Here is a 15,109-nt window from a genome sequence, read left to right on the forward strand (position 1 = left end):
TGGAAGGGCCTCAGGGCCCTGTCGAATCCCTGATTCGACACGCGTTCGAATTGTTGCCGGAAGGTGTCCCGGGCGTGTGCCGCAGCACGTCGCGCGCCATACCACGATCACCCGGCGCGACACATTGGTCTAGACCTCGTCCGATATGTCGGATTTCCGGGCCCGGTGTGTATCCTTCGGCAGCGTAACGCGTTTCCCAATCGTTACACCGTTCAACAAAATGACCGGTCAGACCCCTTCCCAACCGGGGACTGACCGAATACGTTGCCGGTCACAACATTCCTTGAACGCCGAGCCGCCGGGCACTGGTTGCCACCGGGCCGGCACTGAGAAAGGACCAAAACGCGATGATGCGTAAGGCCGTCCTCACCGCCACCGTCGGCGCCGCTGCTCTGGCGCTCGGTGTCGCGGCGTGTTCCAGCTCCTCCTCGCCGAGCTCTTCGTCTTCGGGCAGCTCCAACAACGGTGGGGCCAAGCCGAAGATCGGCATCATTCTCCCTGAGACCGCCACCTCGGCCCGCTGGGAGGGCGCCGACCGCCCGGCCCTGAGCGCCGAGTGCGCGAAGAAGAACCTGGACTGCGACATCCAGAACGCGCAGGGCAGCGACCAGCAGGAGAAGTCGATCGCCGACCAGATGATCAAGACCGAGCACGTGCAGATCCTGATCCTGACCCAGACCGACCCGACCACGGGTCTCGCGGTCACCAAGGAAGCGCACGACGCGGGCGTCAAGGTCATCGACTACGACCGCCTGGTGCCCGGCTCGGCGCCCGACTACTACGTGTCCTTCGACAACGTCCAGGTCGGCAAGGACCAGGGCAACGCGCTGGTCGCCGCGGTCAAGGCCGCCAACATCGCCAAGCCGGACGTCGCGATCCTCGACGGCGCCCCGACCGACAACAACGCGACCCTGTTCAACCAGGGCTACATGTCGGTGCTGAACCCGCTGATCTCCGGCGGCACCTGGAAGAAGTCGGCCGAGCAGGCCATCCCGAACTGGGACAACACCACCGCCGGCACCACCTTCACCTCCATGTACAACGCCGACCACGGCATCAACACCGTCATGGTGGCGAACGACGGCATGGCCAACGCGGTCATCGCGGACCTGAAGAACCTGGGCATCAACGGCAAGGTCGTCGTGTCCGGCCAGGACGCCACCGCCGGCGGTCTGCAGCACATCCTGGACGGCGACCAGTCCTTCAGCATCTACAAGCCGTCCTCGCAGGAGGCCGTCCCGGCCGTCGACCTGGCCGCTGAGCTGGCCGCGGGCAAGACCCCGACCGAGAACTTCCAGACGGTGACCGACCCGAGCAACCAGTCGCCGATCAAGTCGCTGCTGGCCACCCCGGTGACCATCACCAAGCAGAACGTCGACCAGCCGATCAAGGACAACTACACCCCGTACAAGGACGTCTGCACCGCGGCCTACGTCGCCAAGTGCACCGCGGCCGGCATCACGGCCCAGTAAGTCCCGGAATCACCCGGTTTCGCGCGGCGGCTCCCGCCTGGGCCGTCGCGCGGAACCGGGGGCTTGGCTTGTACGGAGGCGTTCCCGGTGGTATCGCGTTGTCACAGTTTCGCCATATCGAGGCGGGTCCAGGAGAAGAGGTCGAGGTGAGCGAGAACGAGCCGATCCTGCGCATGCGCGGGATCAACAAGTCGTTCGGCCCCGTCAGTGTGCTCAAAGGGGTGGACTTCGAAGCCCACCTCGGCGAAGTGACGGCGCTGGTCGGCGACAACGGGGCGGGTAAGTCCACCCTGGTCAAGTGCATCGGTGGCACTTACTCCATCGACGACGGGGAGTACCTTTTCGAGGGCAGGCACGTCAAGGTGCACGGTCCGCGCGACGCTGCCGACCTGGGCATCGAGATCGTGTACCAGGACCTCGCGCTGTGCGACAACCTCGACATCGTGCAGAACATGTTCCTCGGCCGTGAGCGGGTCACCGGGGCGCGCACCCTCGACGAGCCCTCCATGGAGCGGGCGGCCGGCGAGACCCTCGCGTCGCTCTCGGTGCGCACGGTCAAGTCCGTGCGGCAGAAGGTCGCCAGCCTCTCCGGCGGCCAGCGGCAGACCGTGGCCATCGCCAAGGCCGTGCTGTGGAACTCGAAGGTGGTCATCCTCGACGAGCCGACCGCCGCGCTCGGCGTCGCGCAGACCGCTGAGGTGCTGCGCCTGGTGCGCAACCTGGCCGACCAGGGCCTCGCGGTCATCCTCATCTCGCACAACATGAACGACGTCCTGCAGGTCTCCGACCGCATCGCCGCGCTCTACCTCGGCCAGATGGCCGCACTGGTCAAGCGCTCCGAGGTGACGCACACCCAGATCGTTGAGCTGATCACGGCCGGCCGCTCTGGCAACCTCGGCCTGCCGCTGACCACCACGCTGAGCTCGAACGGAGCGGCCGCATGAGCGAGCTGATCGACAGCCGCGCCGACGCGGCTCCCACCGTGACCGCCGCGGTGCCGCGCACCCTCGGCGAGACCTTCAACAACTACCGCTCGCGGGTGCGCACCGGCGAGATCGGCTCGCTGCCCGCCGTCATCGGCATCGTGCTGCTGGTGGTCATCTTCTCGATCGCCCAGCCCGGCTTCCTGACCCTCTCCAGCTTCGTCTCGATCTTGCAGGAGGCGGCGCCGACCATCACCCTGGCCATGGGCCTGGTGTTCGTGCTGCTGCTCGGCGAGATCGACCTGTCCGCCGGCGTGGTCGGCTCGACCGCCGCGGCCTTCGGCGCGATCCTCTCGGTCAAGCACGGCATCGCCTGGCCGATCGCCATCCTCGGCGCCGCGGCGTTCGGCGCGGTCGCCGGCACCCTGCTCGGCTGGCTGCGCGCCCGCATCGGCATCCCCTCGTTCGTGGTCACCCTGGCCGCGTTCATCTCCTTCCAGGGCGCGCAGATCCTGGTGATCGGCAGCAGCTCCGGCCAGGTCTCGATCACCGACAAGACCCTGCTGCTGCTCGACAACGGCCGGATCTCCCCGGTCCTGGGCTGGGTCTACCTGGTCATCGGGGTCCTCGGCTACGCCGCGGTGAAGTTCGTGCAGGCGGCCAGCCGGCGCAGACAGGGCCTGGCCAACGAGCCGACCAGCGTGCTCGCGCTGCGCATCGCCGCGCTCGCGATCGGCGGCGCGATCTTCGTCTACTTCTGCAACGTGGACGAGGCGCTGGACTGGCAGAAGCGCGAGGGCATCCACATCCGCGGCGTCCCGTGGGTGGCGCCGATCATCGCGGTCCTGCTGATCATCCTCACCTTCGCCCTGAGCAAGACCCGCTACGGCCGGCACGTCTACGCGGTCGGCGGCAACGACGAGGCCGCCCGCCGTGCCGGTATCCCGGTCCGACTGATCCGCACCTCCGTGTTCGTCATCTGCTCGACGATGGCCGGCTTCTCCGGGCTGTTCCTCGCCTCGCAGCTGAACGGCGTGAACACCCAGGAGGGCGGCGGCAACGTCCTGCTGCTTGCGGTCGCGGCCGCCGTCATCGGCGGCACCTCGCTGATGGGCGGGCGCGGCCGGGTGGTCGACGCGGTGCTCGGCGGCCTGGCGCTGGCGATCCTGCAGTACGGCATGAGCGACCTGATCAAGGGAGGCAACGCCTCCGCCTATCAGTTCATCATCACCGGCATCGTCCTGCTGCTGGCGGCCGCGGTCGACGCGCTGTCCCGCCACGCCGGCCGGTCGACGAGCTAGGCGCGCACTACTCCGCAGGCAGGGTGGCACGCGTCGGACGGGAGACGAACGGTGATGACTGCTCAGAGCTCTGAGAGGCACTGCCTTGTCTGAACGCCGCAACTCGGCCATGGCAGCGGGCGCGGCCGGAGCCACCCAGGACGAGGTGCGCCGTCACAACGTGTCCACCCTGCTGCGGTACGTGCACGTGCACGGACCCACCTCGCGCGCGGAACTGACCGCCGCGATGCAGCTCAACCGGTCGACGATCGGCGCGCTTACCGCCGATCTGACCAACGCCGGTCTCGTGCGCGAGGAACTCCCCGCGCGCGGGGCCGGCGCGGGGGCCGGGCGACCGTCCCTCGTCGTCGTGCCGCGCTCGGAGCGGGTGTACGTGCTCGCCTTCGACATCGGCGTCGACTACCTGATCGCGGCGCGCGTCGGCCTCGGCGGAGCCGTGTTGGACCGGCGCGAGCTCTACCGGCCGCGCGGCGACTACGCCCTTGACGACGTGGCCGCGCACCTGGGCCGGTTCACCGGCGAGATGCTCAGCCGCGCCGCGTCCGACGCCGTGTGCGTCGGGATCGGCGCGGCGATCGCCGGCGTGGTGCGCGACGCCGACGGACTCGTCCGCTTCGCCCCCAACCTCGGCTGGGTGGACGCCCCGCTCGGCGAGACCCTTTCCTCCGTGCTCTCGCAGCACGGCATCCACGCCCCGGTGGTGGTCGGCAACGACGCGGATCTCGGCGCGCTCGCCGAGCACGTGCGCGGAGCCGCGGCCGGAGCGACCGACGCGGTGTACCTGACCGGCGAGGTCGGCGTCGGCGCCGGGATCATCGTCGGCGGCCAGCCGTTGCGCGGCGCCGGCGGCTACGGCGGTGAGCTCGGTCACATGGTGGTGAACCCGGCCGGGCGGCTGTGCCGCTGCGGGGCGCGCGGCTGCTGGGAGACCGAGATCGGCGAGAAGGCGATCCTCGACGCCGCTGGGCACCCGGACGGCCCCCGCTCCACGGTGCCCGCGGTCGTGTCCGCGGCTGCCGGAGGCGACCCGCGCGCCGCGGCCGCGATCCGTCATGTGGGGGAATGGCTAGGCATCGGGGTCGGCAACCTGGTGAACATCTTCAACCCCGAGGTGGTCGTCTTCGGCGGCCTGCTGCGCGACATCCTCCCGGCCGTCGAGCAGCAGCTTCGCACCACGCTGCGCACCTCCGGCCTGGTCGCCCCGCGCGAGCTGGTGCGGCTGGTCGCCCCCGGGCTCGGCCCGGACTCCACGCTCGTGGGCGCTGCCGAACGCGCCTTCGGCCCGCTGCTGAGCGACCCGCCCGGCGCTCTCGCGCCGCTGCTCGCGGCCGCCGCTACGCCTCCCGCCGACGCTTGGTGAAGCGCCCGAAGCGTACGCACTTCGCGGGCTCCTCACGCCGCCGCCGGGTCGTGGCGAAGGTCACCTCAGGACGGTGAAGATCGTGTGGAGGGCCGGATGATCTACCCCGGTCCGCGACCGCTCGGCGATTAGACTCGGACCCTCGTCCCATCGGATCTTCGGCGCGCGAGCGCTCAAGGTCCGGACAGGGGACCATTGACTCCGGGCTTCGCCACACTCGGGGAACCGTCGAGCCACCAAGGAGGAACCCGTGTCGCTGCCGGGCAGTTCGAGCGCCGAGAACGCGTCAGAGAGTGCGTCAGCTTCGAGCGTTGGATCCCTTCTCAGCACCGTGCACGGGCCGCGGGACCTGGACCGGCTCGGCCGCGAGGAGCTGGTGCGCCTCGCCCGGGAGATCCGCGACTTCCTCATCGAGAGTGTGACCAGGACCGGCGGCCACCTCGGCCCCAACCTCGGCGTGGTGGAGCTCTCCCTGGCGCTGCACCGGGTCTTCGACTCGCCCCGCGACACGATCGTCTGGGACACCGGGCACCAGTCCTACGTGCACAAGATCATCACCGGCCGGCACGACTTCTCCAAGCTCAAGCAGGAGGGCGGGATCTCCGGCTACCCCTCCCGCGCCGAGTCCGAGCACGACGTGGTGGAGAACTCACACGCCTCCACGGCCCTCTCCTACGCCGACGGCATCGCCAAGGCCTACCAGGTGCGCGGGCAGAGCGACCGGCGGGTCGTCGCGGTCATCGGCGACGGCGCGCTGACCGGCGGCATGGCCTGGGAGGCGCTCAACAACATCGCGTGCGCCAAGGACCGTCCCGTCGTCATCGTGGTCAACGACAACGAGCGCTCCTACGCGCCCACGATCGGCGGCCTGGCCGAGCACCTCTCGACGCTGCGCGCGACGCAGGGCTACGAGAAGTTCCTGTCCTGGGGCAAGGGAACGCTCAGCCGCACCCCGGTCGTCGGGGCGGCCATCTACGACACCCTGCACGGGATGAAGAAGGGCATCAAGGACATCGTCGCCCCGCAGGGCATGTTCGAGGACCTCGGCCTGAAGTACATCGGCCCGATCGACGGGCACGACGTGACCGCGGTCGAGGCGGCGCTGCGCCGGGCCAAGGGCTTCCGCGGCCCGGTCATCGTGCACTGCATCACCCGCAAGGGCGAGGGCTACCAGCCGGCCCTCGACGACGAGGCCGACCACTTCCACGGCATCGGCGTGATCAACCCGGAGACCGGCCTGCCGTTCCAGATCGCCGGGCCGAGCTGGACCGACGCCTTCGCCGACGAGATGGTCAAGATCGGCAACGAGCGGTCCGACGTGGTCGGCATCACCGCCGCGATGATGATCCCGGTCGGGCTGCACAAGTTCGCCAAGGCCTACCCCGACCGCATCTACGACGTCGGCATCGCCGAGCAGCACGCCGCCACCTCCGCGGCCGGCCTCGCCTTCGGCGGCCTGCACCCGGTCGTCGCCGTGTACGCGACCTTCCTGAACCGCTGCTTCGACCAGGTGCTGATGGACTGCGCGCTGCACCGCGCCGCCGTGACCTTCGTGCTCGACCGGGCCGGCATCACCGGCGACGACGGCGCCAGCCACAACGGCATGTGGGACATGTCGATCCTCCAGGTCGTCCCCGGCCTGCGCATCGCCGCCCCGCGCGACGCCGCCCAGGTGCGGGCCCAGCTGCGCGAGGCCGTGGACGTGCACGACGGCCCGACCGTGGTGCGCTACTCCAAGGGCGCGGTGGGACCGGAGATCGAGGCGGTCGACCGGGTCGACGGCGTGGACCTGCTGCGCGCGCCCGCCAACCCCGACGTCCTGATCGTGACCGCCGGTCCGATGGCCGTGCAGGGGCTCCAGGCGGCGGAACTGCTGGCCGCGGAGGGCATCGAGGCGACGGTCGTGGACCCGCGGTGGGTCAAGCCGGTCAATCCGGCGCTGGTCGAACTGGCCCGCGGCCACCGCGCCGTGGTGACCGTGGAGGACAACGGCCGGGTCGGCGGCGTCGGCGCCGCGATCAGCCAGGCGCTGCAAGATTCAGGGGTGACCCGGCCGCTGCGGGTGCTCGGCATTCCGCAGGAGTTCCTTGACCACGGCAAACGCGCCGCGATCCTGGAGCGGATCGGGCTGAGCGCTCAGGGCGTCGCCGCCGCGGCGCGCGCGGCGCTAAGCTGACCGCGGGCCGGGGGGGTCAACGCGATTCTTTCGTCCGGCTCGAATTCGTTACAGCACGGGGACACACTGTAACGCGATGTTTCCCGCGCTACCTTAAAGCCTCCTGAAAGAATTAGCGCGTGGATCCCACTCGTACCAACACTGACGCCCGGCCCGCGACCGTAGTCATCGGGGCCGGTCCGGCCGGCCTCACCGCGGCCTACGACCTGAGCAAGCACGGCTACCCGGTCCGGGTGTACGAATCGACGGACGTCGTCGGCGGCATCTCGCAGACCGTGGAGCGCGACGGCTGGCGCTTCGACATCGGCGGCCACCGGTTCTTCACCAAGGTGGCCGCGGTCGAGGCGCTCTGGCACGAGATCCTTCCGGACGAGGACTTCCTGCTGCGCCCGCGCATGTCGCGGATCTACTACCGGGGCAAGCTGTTCGACTACCCGCTCAAGGCCGGCAACGCGCTCAAGGGGCTCGGGCTGCTCGAGGCGGCCCGCTGCCTCGGCTCGTACGCCTGGGCGAGGGTCCGCCCGCCGAAGGACCAGAGCCACTTCGACGCCTGGGTCACCGCCCGCTTCGGCAAGCGGCTGTTCTCGATCTTCTTCAAGACCTACACCGAGAAGGTGTGGGGCATGAGCACCGCCGAGCTGCCGGCGGACTGGGCCGCGCAGCGGATCAAGAACCTGTCGCTGATGGGCGCGATCAAGAACGCGCTGCTGCCCAAGCGCAACCAGAAGGAGATCACCAGCCTCATCGAGGAGTTCCAGTACCCGAAGTTCGGGCCCGGCATGATGTGGCAGGTCGCCACCGACAAGGTGCGGGCGCAGGGCGGCTCGGTGGAGCTGAACGCGCCGGTTGAGCACGTGCGCTGGGAGTCCGGCAAGGGCGCGGTCTCGGTCACGGTGACCGGCGCCGACGGGACTTCGAGCGAGGTTCCGGCCGACCACGTCGTCTCCTCCACGCCGATCTCGGCGCTGATCCGCTCCATGCAGCCGGCCGCGCCCGCCCCGGTCCAGGCCGCGGCGGACGACCTGCGCTACCGCGACTTCCTGACCATCGCGCTGGTCGTCCCGCTGGAGGCGGGTTTCCCCGACAACTGGATCTACATCCACACCCCGGGCGTGAAGGTCGGGCGGATCCAGAACTTCGGCTCGTGGTCGCCGTTCCTGGTCAAGGACGGGCGCACCTGCCTCGGCCTCGAATACTTCGTCAACGAGGGCGACGAGGTGTGGAGCGCCCCGGACGACGAGCTGGTCAAGCTCGGCACGGCCGAACTCGAGCGGCTCGGCCTGATCGCGCCGGGCAACGTCGAGGCCGGATACGTCGTGCGGATGCCGAAGGCGTACCCGGTGTACGACGACCGCTACCAGAAGAACCTGGACGTCATCCGGGAGTGGCTGGCCGCGAACGTGCCGAACGTGCACCCGGTCGGCCGCAACGGCATGCACCGCTACAACAACCAGGACCACTCGATGATGACCGCGCTGCTGACCGCGGAGAACATCCGCACCGGCTCGGCGCACGACGTCTGGTCGGTCAACGTCGAGGAGGAGTACCACGAGGAGGGCGGCGACGGCGGCACCAAGCGCTCGACGCCCGCAGGCACCGGGCGTGACGCGCCGCTGATGCCGCGCCAGGGGCAGCAGCTGCCGAACGAGGCCGTCTCGGCGTAGGGGTCTCGATGAGTCAGGGGGTGGACCTCGAGGCGCCCGCGGCGCCTCCGGCTGACGGTGGGTCAGCCGACGGCGCGGGGGCGGGCGGCAGCCGGGGCCGGCTGCGCTGGTTGCTTGACGGGTTGTGGGCGACGTTGCCCGCCTGGATGGCCGGGCACCTGATCGTGTGCCTGATCTCCTGGCACATGAGCAGGGATCACCCGCTCGCCAAGCTCTTCATGTGGGACACGCTGTGGTACCGGTACATCGCAGCGAACGGGTACGACGTGCAGGGCGGGTTCATCCACTTCTTCCCGCTCACGCCGATGACAGCCGCGGCGGTTACCGCAGTGACCCGGGTGCCTATCACCATCGCGCTGTTCGGGGTCTGCTGGGCCGGCGCGCTGGTGTTCGGCGCGTTGGTCCATCGGATCGTCGTACGGGAGACCGGGGATCGCGCCTCGGCCCGACGCGCAGCCTGGCTGACCCAGCTTGCGCCGGGCGGATACGCGCTGGTGATGGCATACACCGAGCCGCTGGCCGGGGTTCTCGCCGCGGGCTACTTCCTCGCGATCCGCGCCTACCCCGACCGGAAGGCGCGGACGTGGACGGCGGTCGTGTTCGGCTTCCTGAGCGGCATCGCGCGCCCGACCGGCCTGCTGCTGGCGATCCCGGGCGCCGTCGAGGGCGTGCGCTCGGCCCACGCCGCAGGCTGGCGCGGCCGCGTCGCGGCGAAGGCGCTGCTCACCACCGTCGCGCCGGTCGCCGGGTTGATCAGCTATCTGGGCTACTCGCGGCTGCGGTTCCACGCGTGGATGCTGCCCTTCACCCAGCAGACCCTCCAGGCGAACCGCGCTCATCTGATCAACAGTCCGCTACATGCGTTCCACGTCGTCTCGCGGTTCCGCTACCACGGTCACCAGGTCGCGGACATGTGCCTGCTGCTGATCGTCCTCGGGGCGGTGCTGCTGCCGGTGGTCGCGCGCAAGCTGCCTGCGTCGTATGCGCTGTGGACGCTGCCGATGTACGGCCTCGCGATCACATCACACAACTTCACCTCGCTACCGCGTTACGTCGGCGCCCTCTTCCCGATCCTGATCGCGGCCGCTCTGGTCTTTCGGCGGTGGTGGCAGGAAGCGCTGCTGCTCAGTGCGAGCATCGCGCTTTTGATCTGGACGACACACACCGCGCTCGCGGGATTCCTCGTCGCCTGACGCCCGGCGTGTGATGCCCGACGCCCGACGCGAAGCAGGGCCCCGGCCGGACTACTCGTCCCGGCCGGGGCCCTGTTCCTTCAGCTAACGCCGGATCAGCTCGGCAGCGAGGCCACGCCCACCGGCAGGAACCTGCGCCCGGTGACCTTCTCGGACACCCCGGTGCGGTCCAGGTACGGCGTGATACCGCCGAGGTGGAACGGCCAGCCCGCGCCGAGAATCATGCACAGGTCGATGTCCTGAGCCTCGGCCACAACGCCGTCCTTGAGCATCAGGTCGATCTCCTCGGCGATCGCCGAGAGCGCGCGGTCGCGCACCTCCTCGGCCGTCGAGGGCTTGTCACCGACCTGCAGCAGCGCCTCGACCTCCGGGTCGAGCGTGGTCGTGCCGGGCAGGTAGAACGCCTTCTTGCCCGCGCCCACCAGCCGACGCACGTTCTCCGACACGCTGAACCGGTCCGGGAACGCGCCGTGCAGCGTCTCCGAGACGTGCAGCGCGACCGCCGGACCGACCAGCTCCATCAGCACGAACGGCGACATCGGCAGGCCCAGCGGCTCCAGCGCGCTGTCCGCGACCTCGACCGGCGTGCCCTCGTCGAGCACCTCGTTGACCACGCCGAGGAAGCGGGTCAGCAGCCGGTTGACCACGAACGCCGGGGCGTCCTTGACCAGCACGCTGGACTTCTTCAGCTGCTTGGCCACGGCGAAGGCGGTGGCCAGCGACGCGTCGTCGGTCTTCTCCGCCCGCACGATCTCCAGCAGTGGCAGCACCGCGACCGGGTTGAAGAAGTGGAAGCCGACCACCCGCTCCGGGTGCTCCAGCTTGGCCGCCATCTGCGTGATCGAGAGCGAGGAGGTGTTCGTCGCCAGCACGCAGTCCGGCCGCACGACCGCCTCGACCTCGGCGAAGACCTGCTGCTTGACCGAGAGCTCCTCGAACACCGCCTCGATCACGAAGTCGGCGTCCGCGAACGCGTCCTTGGTCAGCGAGCCGGAGACCAGCGCCTTGAGCCGGTTGAGCTTGTCGGCGTTGAGGCGGCCCTTGAGCGCCTGGAAGTCCAGCTGCTCGTGGACGTACTTGACGCCCTTGTCCACCCGCTCCTGGTCGATGTCGGTCAGGACCACCGGCACCGCCAGCCGCTGCACGAACAGCAGCGCGAGCTGGGAGGCCATCAGTCCGGCGCCGACGATGCCGACCTTGGTCACCGGACGGGCCAGCGACTTGTCCGGGGCGCCGGCCGGCCGCTTGGCCCGCTTCTGTACCAGGTTGAAGGCGTAGATGCCGCTGCGCAGCTCCTCGCTCATGATCCGGTCGGTCAGCGCCTCGTCCTCGGCGGCGAAGCCCTCGTCGCGCGACGCGGTACGCGCCTTGGCGATCAGGTCCAGCGCCAGGTACGGCGCCGGGGTCGCGCCGTGCACCTTGGAGTCGGCGATCTGCTTACCGCGCTCGAGCGCCGCCTCCCACTCCTCGTCGGAGAACTTCTTGCGCTCGACGACCAGCTCACCGCGCAGCACGCTCGCCGCCCACGCCAGGGACTCCTCCAGGAAGTCCGCCGGCTCGAACAGCGCGTCCGCGATGCCGAGCTCGTACGCCTTCACGCCCTTGAGCTGGCGGTTCTGCGAGAGCGAGTTCTCCAGGATCACGGTCACGGCCGCGTCCGGGCCGATTAGCCGCGGCAGCAGCTGGGTACCGCCCCAACCGGGGATCAGGCCGAGGAAGACCTCAGGCAGCGAGAACGCCGGTACACCTGCCGAGATCGTGCGGTACGTGCAGTGCAGCCCGATCTCCACGCCGCCGCCCATCGCGGCACCGTTGATGAATGCGAACGTCGGCACGGACAGCTCGCCGAAGCGGCGGAACACGTCGTGACCGGACTTGCCTATGGCGTAAGCCTGCTCGCGCTCGGTCACCACCTCGACGCCCTTGAGGTCGGCGCCGACGGCGAAGATGAACGGCTTGCCGGTCACGCCGGCGGCCACGATCTCGCCCGCATCGGCGAGCCGCGCCACCTCGTCCAAAGCCGCGCCGATATTGATCAGGCCGCGCGGCCCGAAGGTGGTCGGCTTGGTGTGGTCGAAGCCGTTGTCCAGCGTGATCAGGGCGAACCTGCCCGCGCCGTTGGGCAGGTCGAGGACCCGGACCGGGGCAGAGGTGACCACCTCGTCCGGGAAGGCCTCCGCTGCCTTCTGTGCCAGCTCGCTCGTCACTTGTCGGCTCCTTCGAAGTGCGGGTTCTCCCAGATCACGGTGCCGCCCATGCCGATGCCGATGCACATCGTGGTCAGGCCGTAGCGCACCTCGGGGTGCTCCTCGAACTGCCGGGCCAGCTGGGTCATCAGCCGGACCCCGGAGGAGGCCAGCGGGTGGCCGAGCGCGATCGCGCCGCCGTACTGGTTGACCCGCGGGTCGTCGTCGGCGATGCCGTAGTGCTCGAGGAAGGCCAGCACCTGCACGGCGAAGGCCTCGTTGATCTCGAACAGGCCGATCTGATCAATGGTCAGTCCAGCCGACGCGAGCGCCTTTTCCGTCGCCGGCACCGGACCGTACCCCATCACCTCGGGCTCGACCCCCGCGAACGCGAACGAGACCAGCCGCATCCGAATCGGCAGCCCCAGCTCGCGCGCCACATCCTCGGCGGCGATGATCGACGCCGTCGCGCCGTCATTCAGCCCAGCCGAGTTCCCCGCGGTCACCCGGCCGCGCACGCGGAACGGGGTCTTGAGTCCGGCCAGCCCCTCCAACGTCGTGTCAGGACGCGGCGGCTCGTCCTCGGTAGCGAGCCCCCACCCGCCACCGGCCGGTGTCTGCGACTCCAGCGAGTTGCGCGTGGCCACCGTCACCAGGTCCGGCTGGATCTTGCCGTCGGCGTACGCCTTGGCGACCTTCAGCTGCGAGTTCAGCGCGTAGGCGTCGGCGCGCTCGCGGGTGATGCCGGGGAAGCGGTCGTGCAGGTTCTCCGCGGTCTGGCCCATGACCAGCGCGGACTCGTCGACCAGCTTCTCGGAGACGAACCGCGGGTTCGGGTCCACGCCCTCGCCCATCGGGTGCCGCCCCATGTGCTCCACGCCGCCGGCGATCGCCACGTCCACGGCGCCGAGGGAGACGGCCCCGGCGACCGTGGTCACCGCGGTCATCGCACCGGCGCACATCCGGTCGATCGAGTAGCCGGGGGTGGTCTTGGGCAGCCCGGCGAGCAGGGCGGCGGTGCGCCCCAGGGTCAGCCCCTGGTCGCCGATCTGGGTGGTCGCCGCGATCGCGACCTCGTCGATCCGCTCCGGCGGCAGTTCGGGATGGCGCCGCACCAGCTCCCGGATACATTTGATGATCAGGTCATCGGCGCGGGTCTCGGCGTAAATGCCCTTGGGACCTGCTTTGCCGAACGGGGTGCGGACGCCGTCGACGAAGACGACGTCGCGAGCGGTACGAGGCACAGGGCACTCCTGAAGTCATCGCGTTCGTTGGCTTCCGGCCAGGCCGGGACCCCGGCCGAGTCGAACCTCGAAGCCCGGCGTTGGGTCTGCGGCTATGCTACCCGCCAGTAACAAGAAGCGGTACCCGGGGATTCCAGCCTGGCCCCGCCCGCTCAAGCCGCGCTTTCGTGCCCCTGTGGAGCGGGTGGGTGAGAGGACGGGGGCGGGGCTCCGCTTCGCTCCGCCTTACGCCTGCGGCTGGCTTGTAACGCCTACGGCTGCCCTCCCTCCCGCCCCCGCCCCGCTTCGCTCCGCCGGGCCATGAGCACCGCTGTGCCAGGGCGGGTCCTGGACTCGTCCGCTGGCGGCTGACCCTGTTTGTCCCGCGCATTTCGCTGAACTTTCGCCGATGCAGCAGGCTGACGATCTAGGGCAGGCCAGGAACCAACCTGCTGATAGATTCCGTGCGATCGGCGGCTTGCCGCACTCATGAGCCAAGGGCTGGGGACGCAATGGGCATGCAAGAGATGAAGGAACGAGCGAAAGCGAATCTTGACGCGCGCGTGGCTGCGGCGCTACCGCCCGGCGAGCAGCTCCAGTTCGCGGTGCAGATCAGGGTCAAGGCCCCGGCGTGGGTATTTCCGGCGATGCTTGTCGGATTGCTGCTGGGCGTCGTACCCGGTTTGATCCTCGCAGTCGTCTACAACAAGATGACCAAGCACTACCTGCTCGCGCTCACGAGCACATCTGTGTACGTCTTGAAGATATTCAAGCCGCGCGAGGTCGTTGCGGTCTACCCGGTGGGCTCGCTGCCGATCTCGCGCGTCGAACCCGGCAGGCTCACCACGACAGTCCACCTGGCGCTTCCCGACCGCCCGACGCCGGCACGAGTCGTGATCCCGCAGCTGGACCAGAGCGACCTTGATCGACTGCTCGCCGCTTCAGCCACTTCGAGCGCTTCTGCCTGAGGTAGCTCAGAACCCCGCCTCGGGGCGCGCGGCCGTGGGCATTGCCGGGTCAGCCGCCGGCGTTTCGGGCGGAGCGAAGCGGAGCCAATGGTCAGCGCAGCGTTCAGCGCGAAGCGCGTGCACGGCAGCGCCCAAGTCCGTGGAGCGAAGCGGAACGGGGGCGGGAGGGTGGGCCAAAGCAAGGCGAAGCGCGGCGTAAGCCTGCGGCATGACTGACACTTGCGACCGAGGACTCAGAGCGCCGGGGGCCGACCGGCCTCGCGCCGCAGCGCAGAGCCGATTACGTGCGCGGTCAGCTCAACTTGCCAGGTCCGCGCGCCGCCTGCGCTGAGCGTCTCTGCGATTGTCGCGTCGTCGAGGTTTTCCGGCGGAGACCAGCACAGCCTGCGCAGCAGATCGGGGGAGAGCAGGTTCTCCACCGGAATCAGGTGCTCATCCGCGATCGCCGCTACTGCCGGGCGCGCCGCTGCGAGCCGGGCCGCCGCCTCGGGCGCGCTGCGCTCCCAGGACTTGGCAGGTGGCGGGCCGTCGTGCGCCGGCTGCGCCGAGGGCAGCTGCGAGTCGGGCAGCGTGAGTGCGTTACGCAGCGCCGCGTGATAGCTGACCGCGTCCGCCGATCGAGTGCGGCCCGAGAAACCGGGCA

At 69.6% G+C, this 15,109-nt stretch carries 10 protein-coding genes and 1 pseudogene; 8 read left to right on the forward strand and 3 right to left on the reverse strand.

Translation table 11 applies throughout. From position 1 onward, the window contains the following. The first annotated feature begins 347 nt into the window (after positions 1 to 347). The 7 genes from VFB40_RS26425 to VFB40_RS26455 all read left to right on the forward strand — a co-directional run bounded on the left by VFB40_RS26425 (position 348) and on the right by VFB40_RS26455 (position 10,089). Complete coding sequence (locus VFB40_RS26425) at positions 348 to 1,472, forward strand: sugar ABC transporter substrate-binding protein (RefSeq protein WP_324855360.1); 1,125 nt, start codon at positions 348 to 350, stop codon at positions 1,470 to 1,472. 173 nt (positions 1,473 to 1,645) lie between these two features. Next, positions 1,646 to 2,416 carry an ATP-binding cassette domain-containing protein gene (locus VFB40_RS26430; RefSeq protein ID WP_349261641.1) on the forward strand — a complete coding sequence of 257 codons (771 nt, stop codon included), beginning with the start codon at positions 1,646 to 1,648 and terminating at the stop codon, positions 2,414 to 2,416. Beyond that, positions 2,413 to 3,696: a sugar ABC transporter permease gene (locus VFB40_RS26435; protein ID WP_324855364.1), complete on the forward strand. Its 1,284-nt coding sequence runs from the start codon at positions 2,413 to 2,415 to the stop codon at positions 3,694 to 3,696. The genes VFB40_RS26430 and VFB40_RS26435 overlap by 4 nt, the downstream gene beginning before the upstream one ends. Before the next feature lie 85 nt (positions 3,697 to 3,781). Then, on the forward strand, positions 3,782 to 5,056 hold the full coding sequence (locus tag VFB40_RS26440; protein ID WP_324855366.1) for an ROK family protein: 1,275 nt from the start codon (positions 3,782 to 3,784) through the stop codon (positions 5,054 to 5,056). 256 nt (positions 5,057 to 5,312) lie between these two features. Then, positions 5,313 to 7,232, forward strand: a complete 1,920-nt coding sequence (gene dxs, locus VFB40_RS26445; protein WP_414642156.1) for a 1-deoxy-D-xylulose-5-phosphate synthase — start codon at positions 5,313 to 5,315, stop codon at positions 7,230 to 7,232. 119 nt (positions 7,233 to 7,351) lie between these two features. Further along, positions 7,352 to 8,896: an NAD(P)/FAD-dependent oxidoreductase gene (locus tag VFB40_RS26450; protein ID WP_324855370.1), complete on the forward strand. Its 1,545-nt coding sequence runs from the start codon at positions 7,352 to 7,354 to the stop codon at positions 8,894 to 8,896. Positions 8,897 to 8,904: 8 nt separating this feature from the next. Continuing rightward, a complete protein-coding gene (locus tag VFB40_RS26455) occupies positions 8,905 to 10,089 on the forward strand; it encodes a hypothetical protein (protein ID WP_324855371.1) in 1,185 nt (394 codons plus the stop codon). Positions 10,090 to 10,184: 95 nt separating this feature from the next. On the opposite strand, the gene VFB40_RS26460 is transcribed toward VFB40_RS26455, so the two are convergent. Together VFB40_RS26460 and VFB40_RS26465 are read right to left on the reverse strand one after the other, a co-directional pair. Beyond that, entirely contained in the window at positions 10,185 to 12,296 is a 2,112-nt protein-coding gene (locus VFB40_RS26460) for a 3-hydroxyacyl-CoA dehydrogenase NAD-binding domain-containing protein (RefSeq protein WP_324855374.1), read from the reverse strand. Beyond that, positions 12,293 to 13,519, reverse strand: coding sequence for a thiolase family protein (locus VFB40_RS26465; RefSeq protein ID WP_324855376.1), 1,227 nt, complete (start codon positions 13,517 to 13,519; stop codon positions 12,293 to 12,295). The genes VFB40_RS26460 and VFB40_RS26465 overlap by 4 nt, the downstream gene beginning before the upstream one ends. Positions 13,520 to 14,010: 491 nt before the next feature. Between VFB40_RS26465 and VFB40_RS26470 the strand changes: the two genes are divergently transcribed. Further along, a complete protein-coding gene (locus VFB40_RS26470) occupies positions 14,011 to 14,466 on the forward strand; it encodes a hypothetical protein (protein WP_324855378.1) in 456 nt (151 codons plus the stop codon). A 233-nt stretch (positions 14,467 to 14,699) separates the two neighbouring features. On the opposite strand, the pseudogene VFB40_RS26475 reads toward VFB40_RS26470, so the two are convergent. Then, positions 14,700 to 15,109, reverse strand: a pseudogene (locus VFB40_RS26475) (ribonuclease D); the annotation flags it as partial.

The organism is Actinocrinis sp. (genome assembly GCF_035650855.1).
Classification (GTDB): domain Bacteria; phylum Actinomycetota; class Actinomycetes; order Streptomycetales; family Catenulisporaceae; genus Actinocrinis.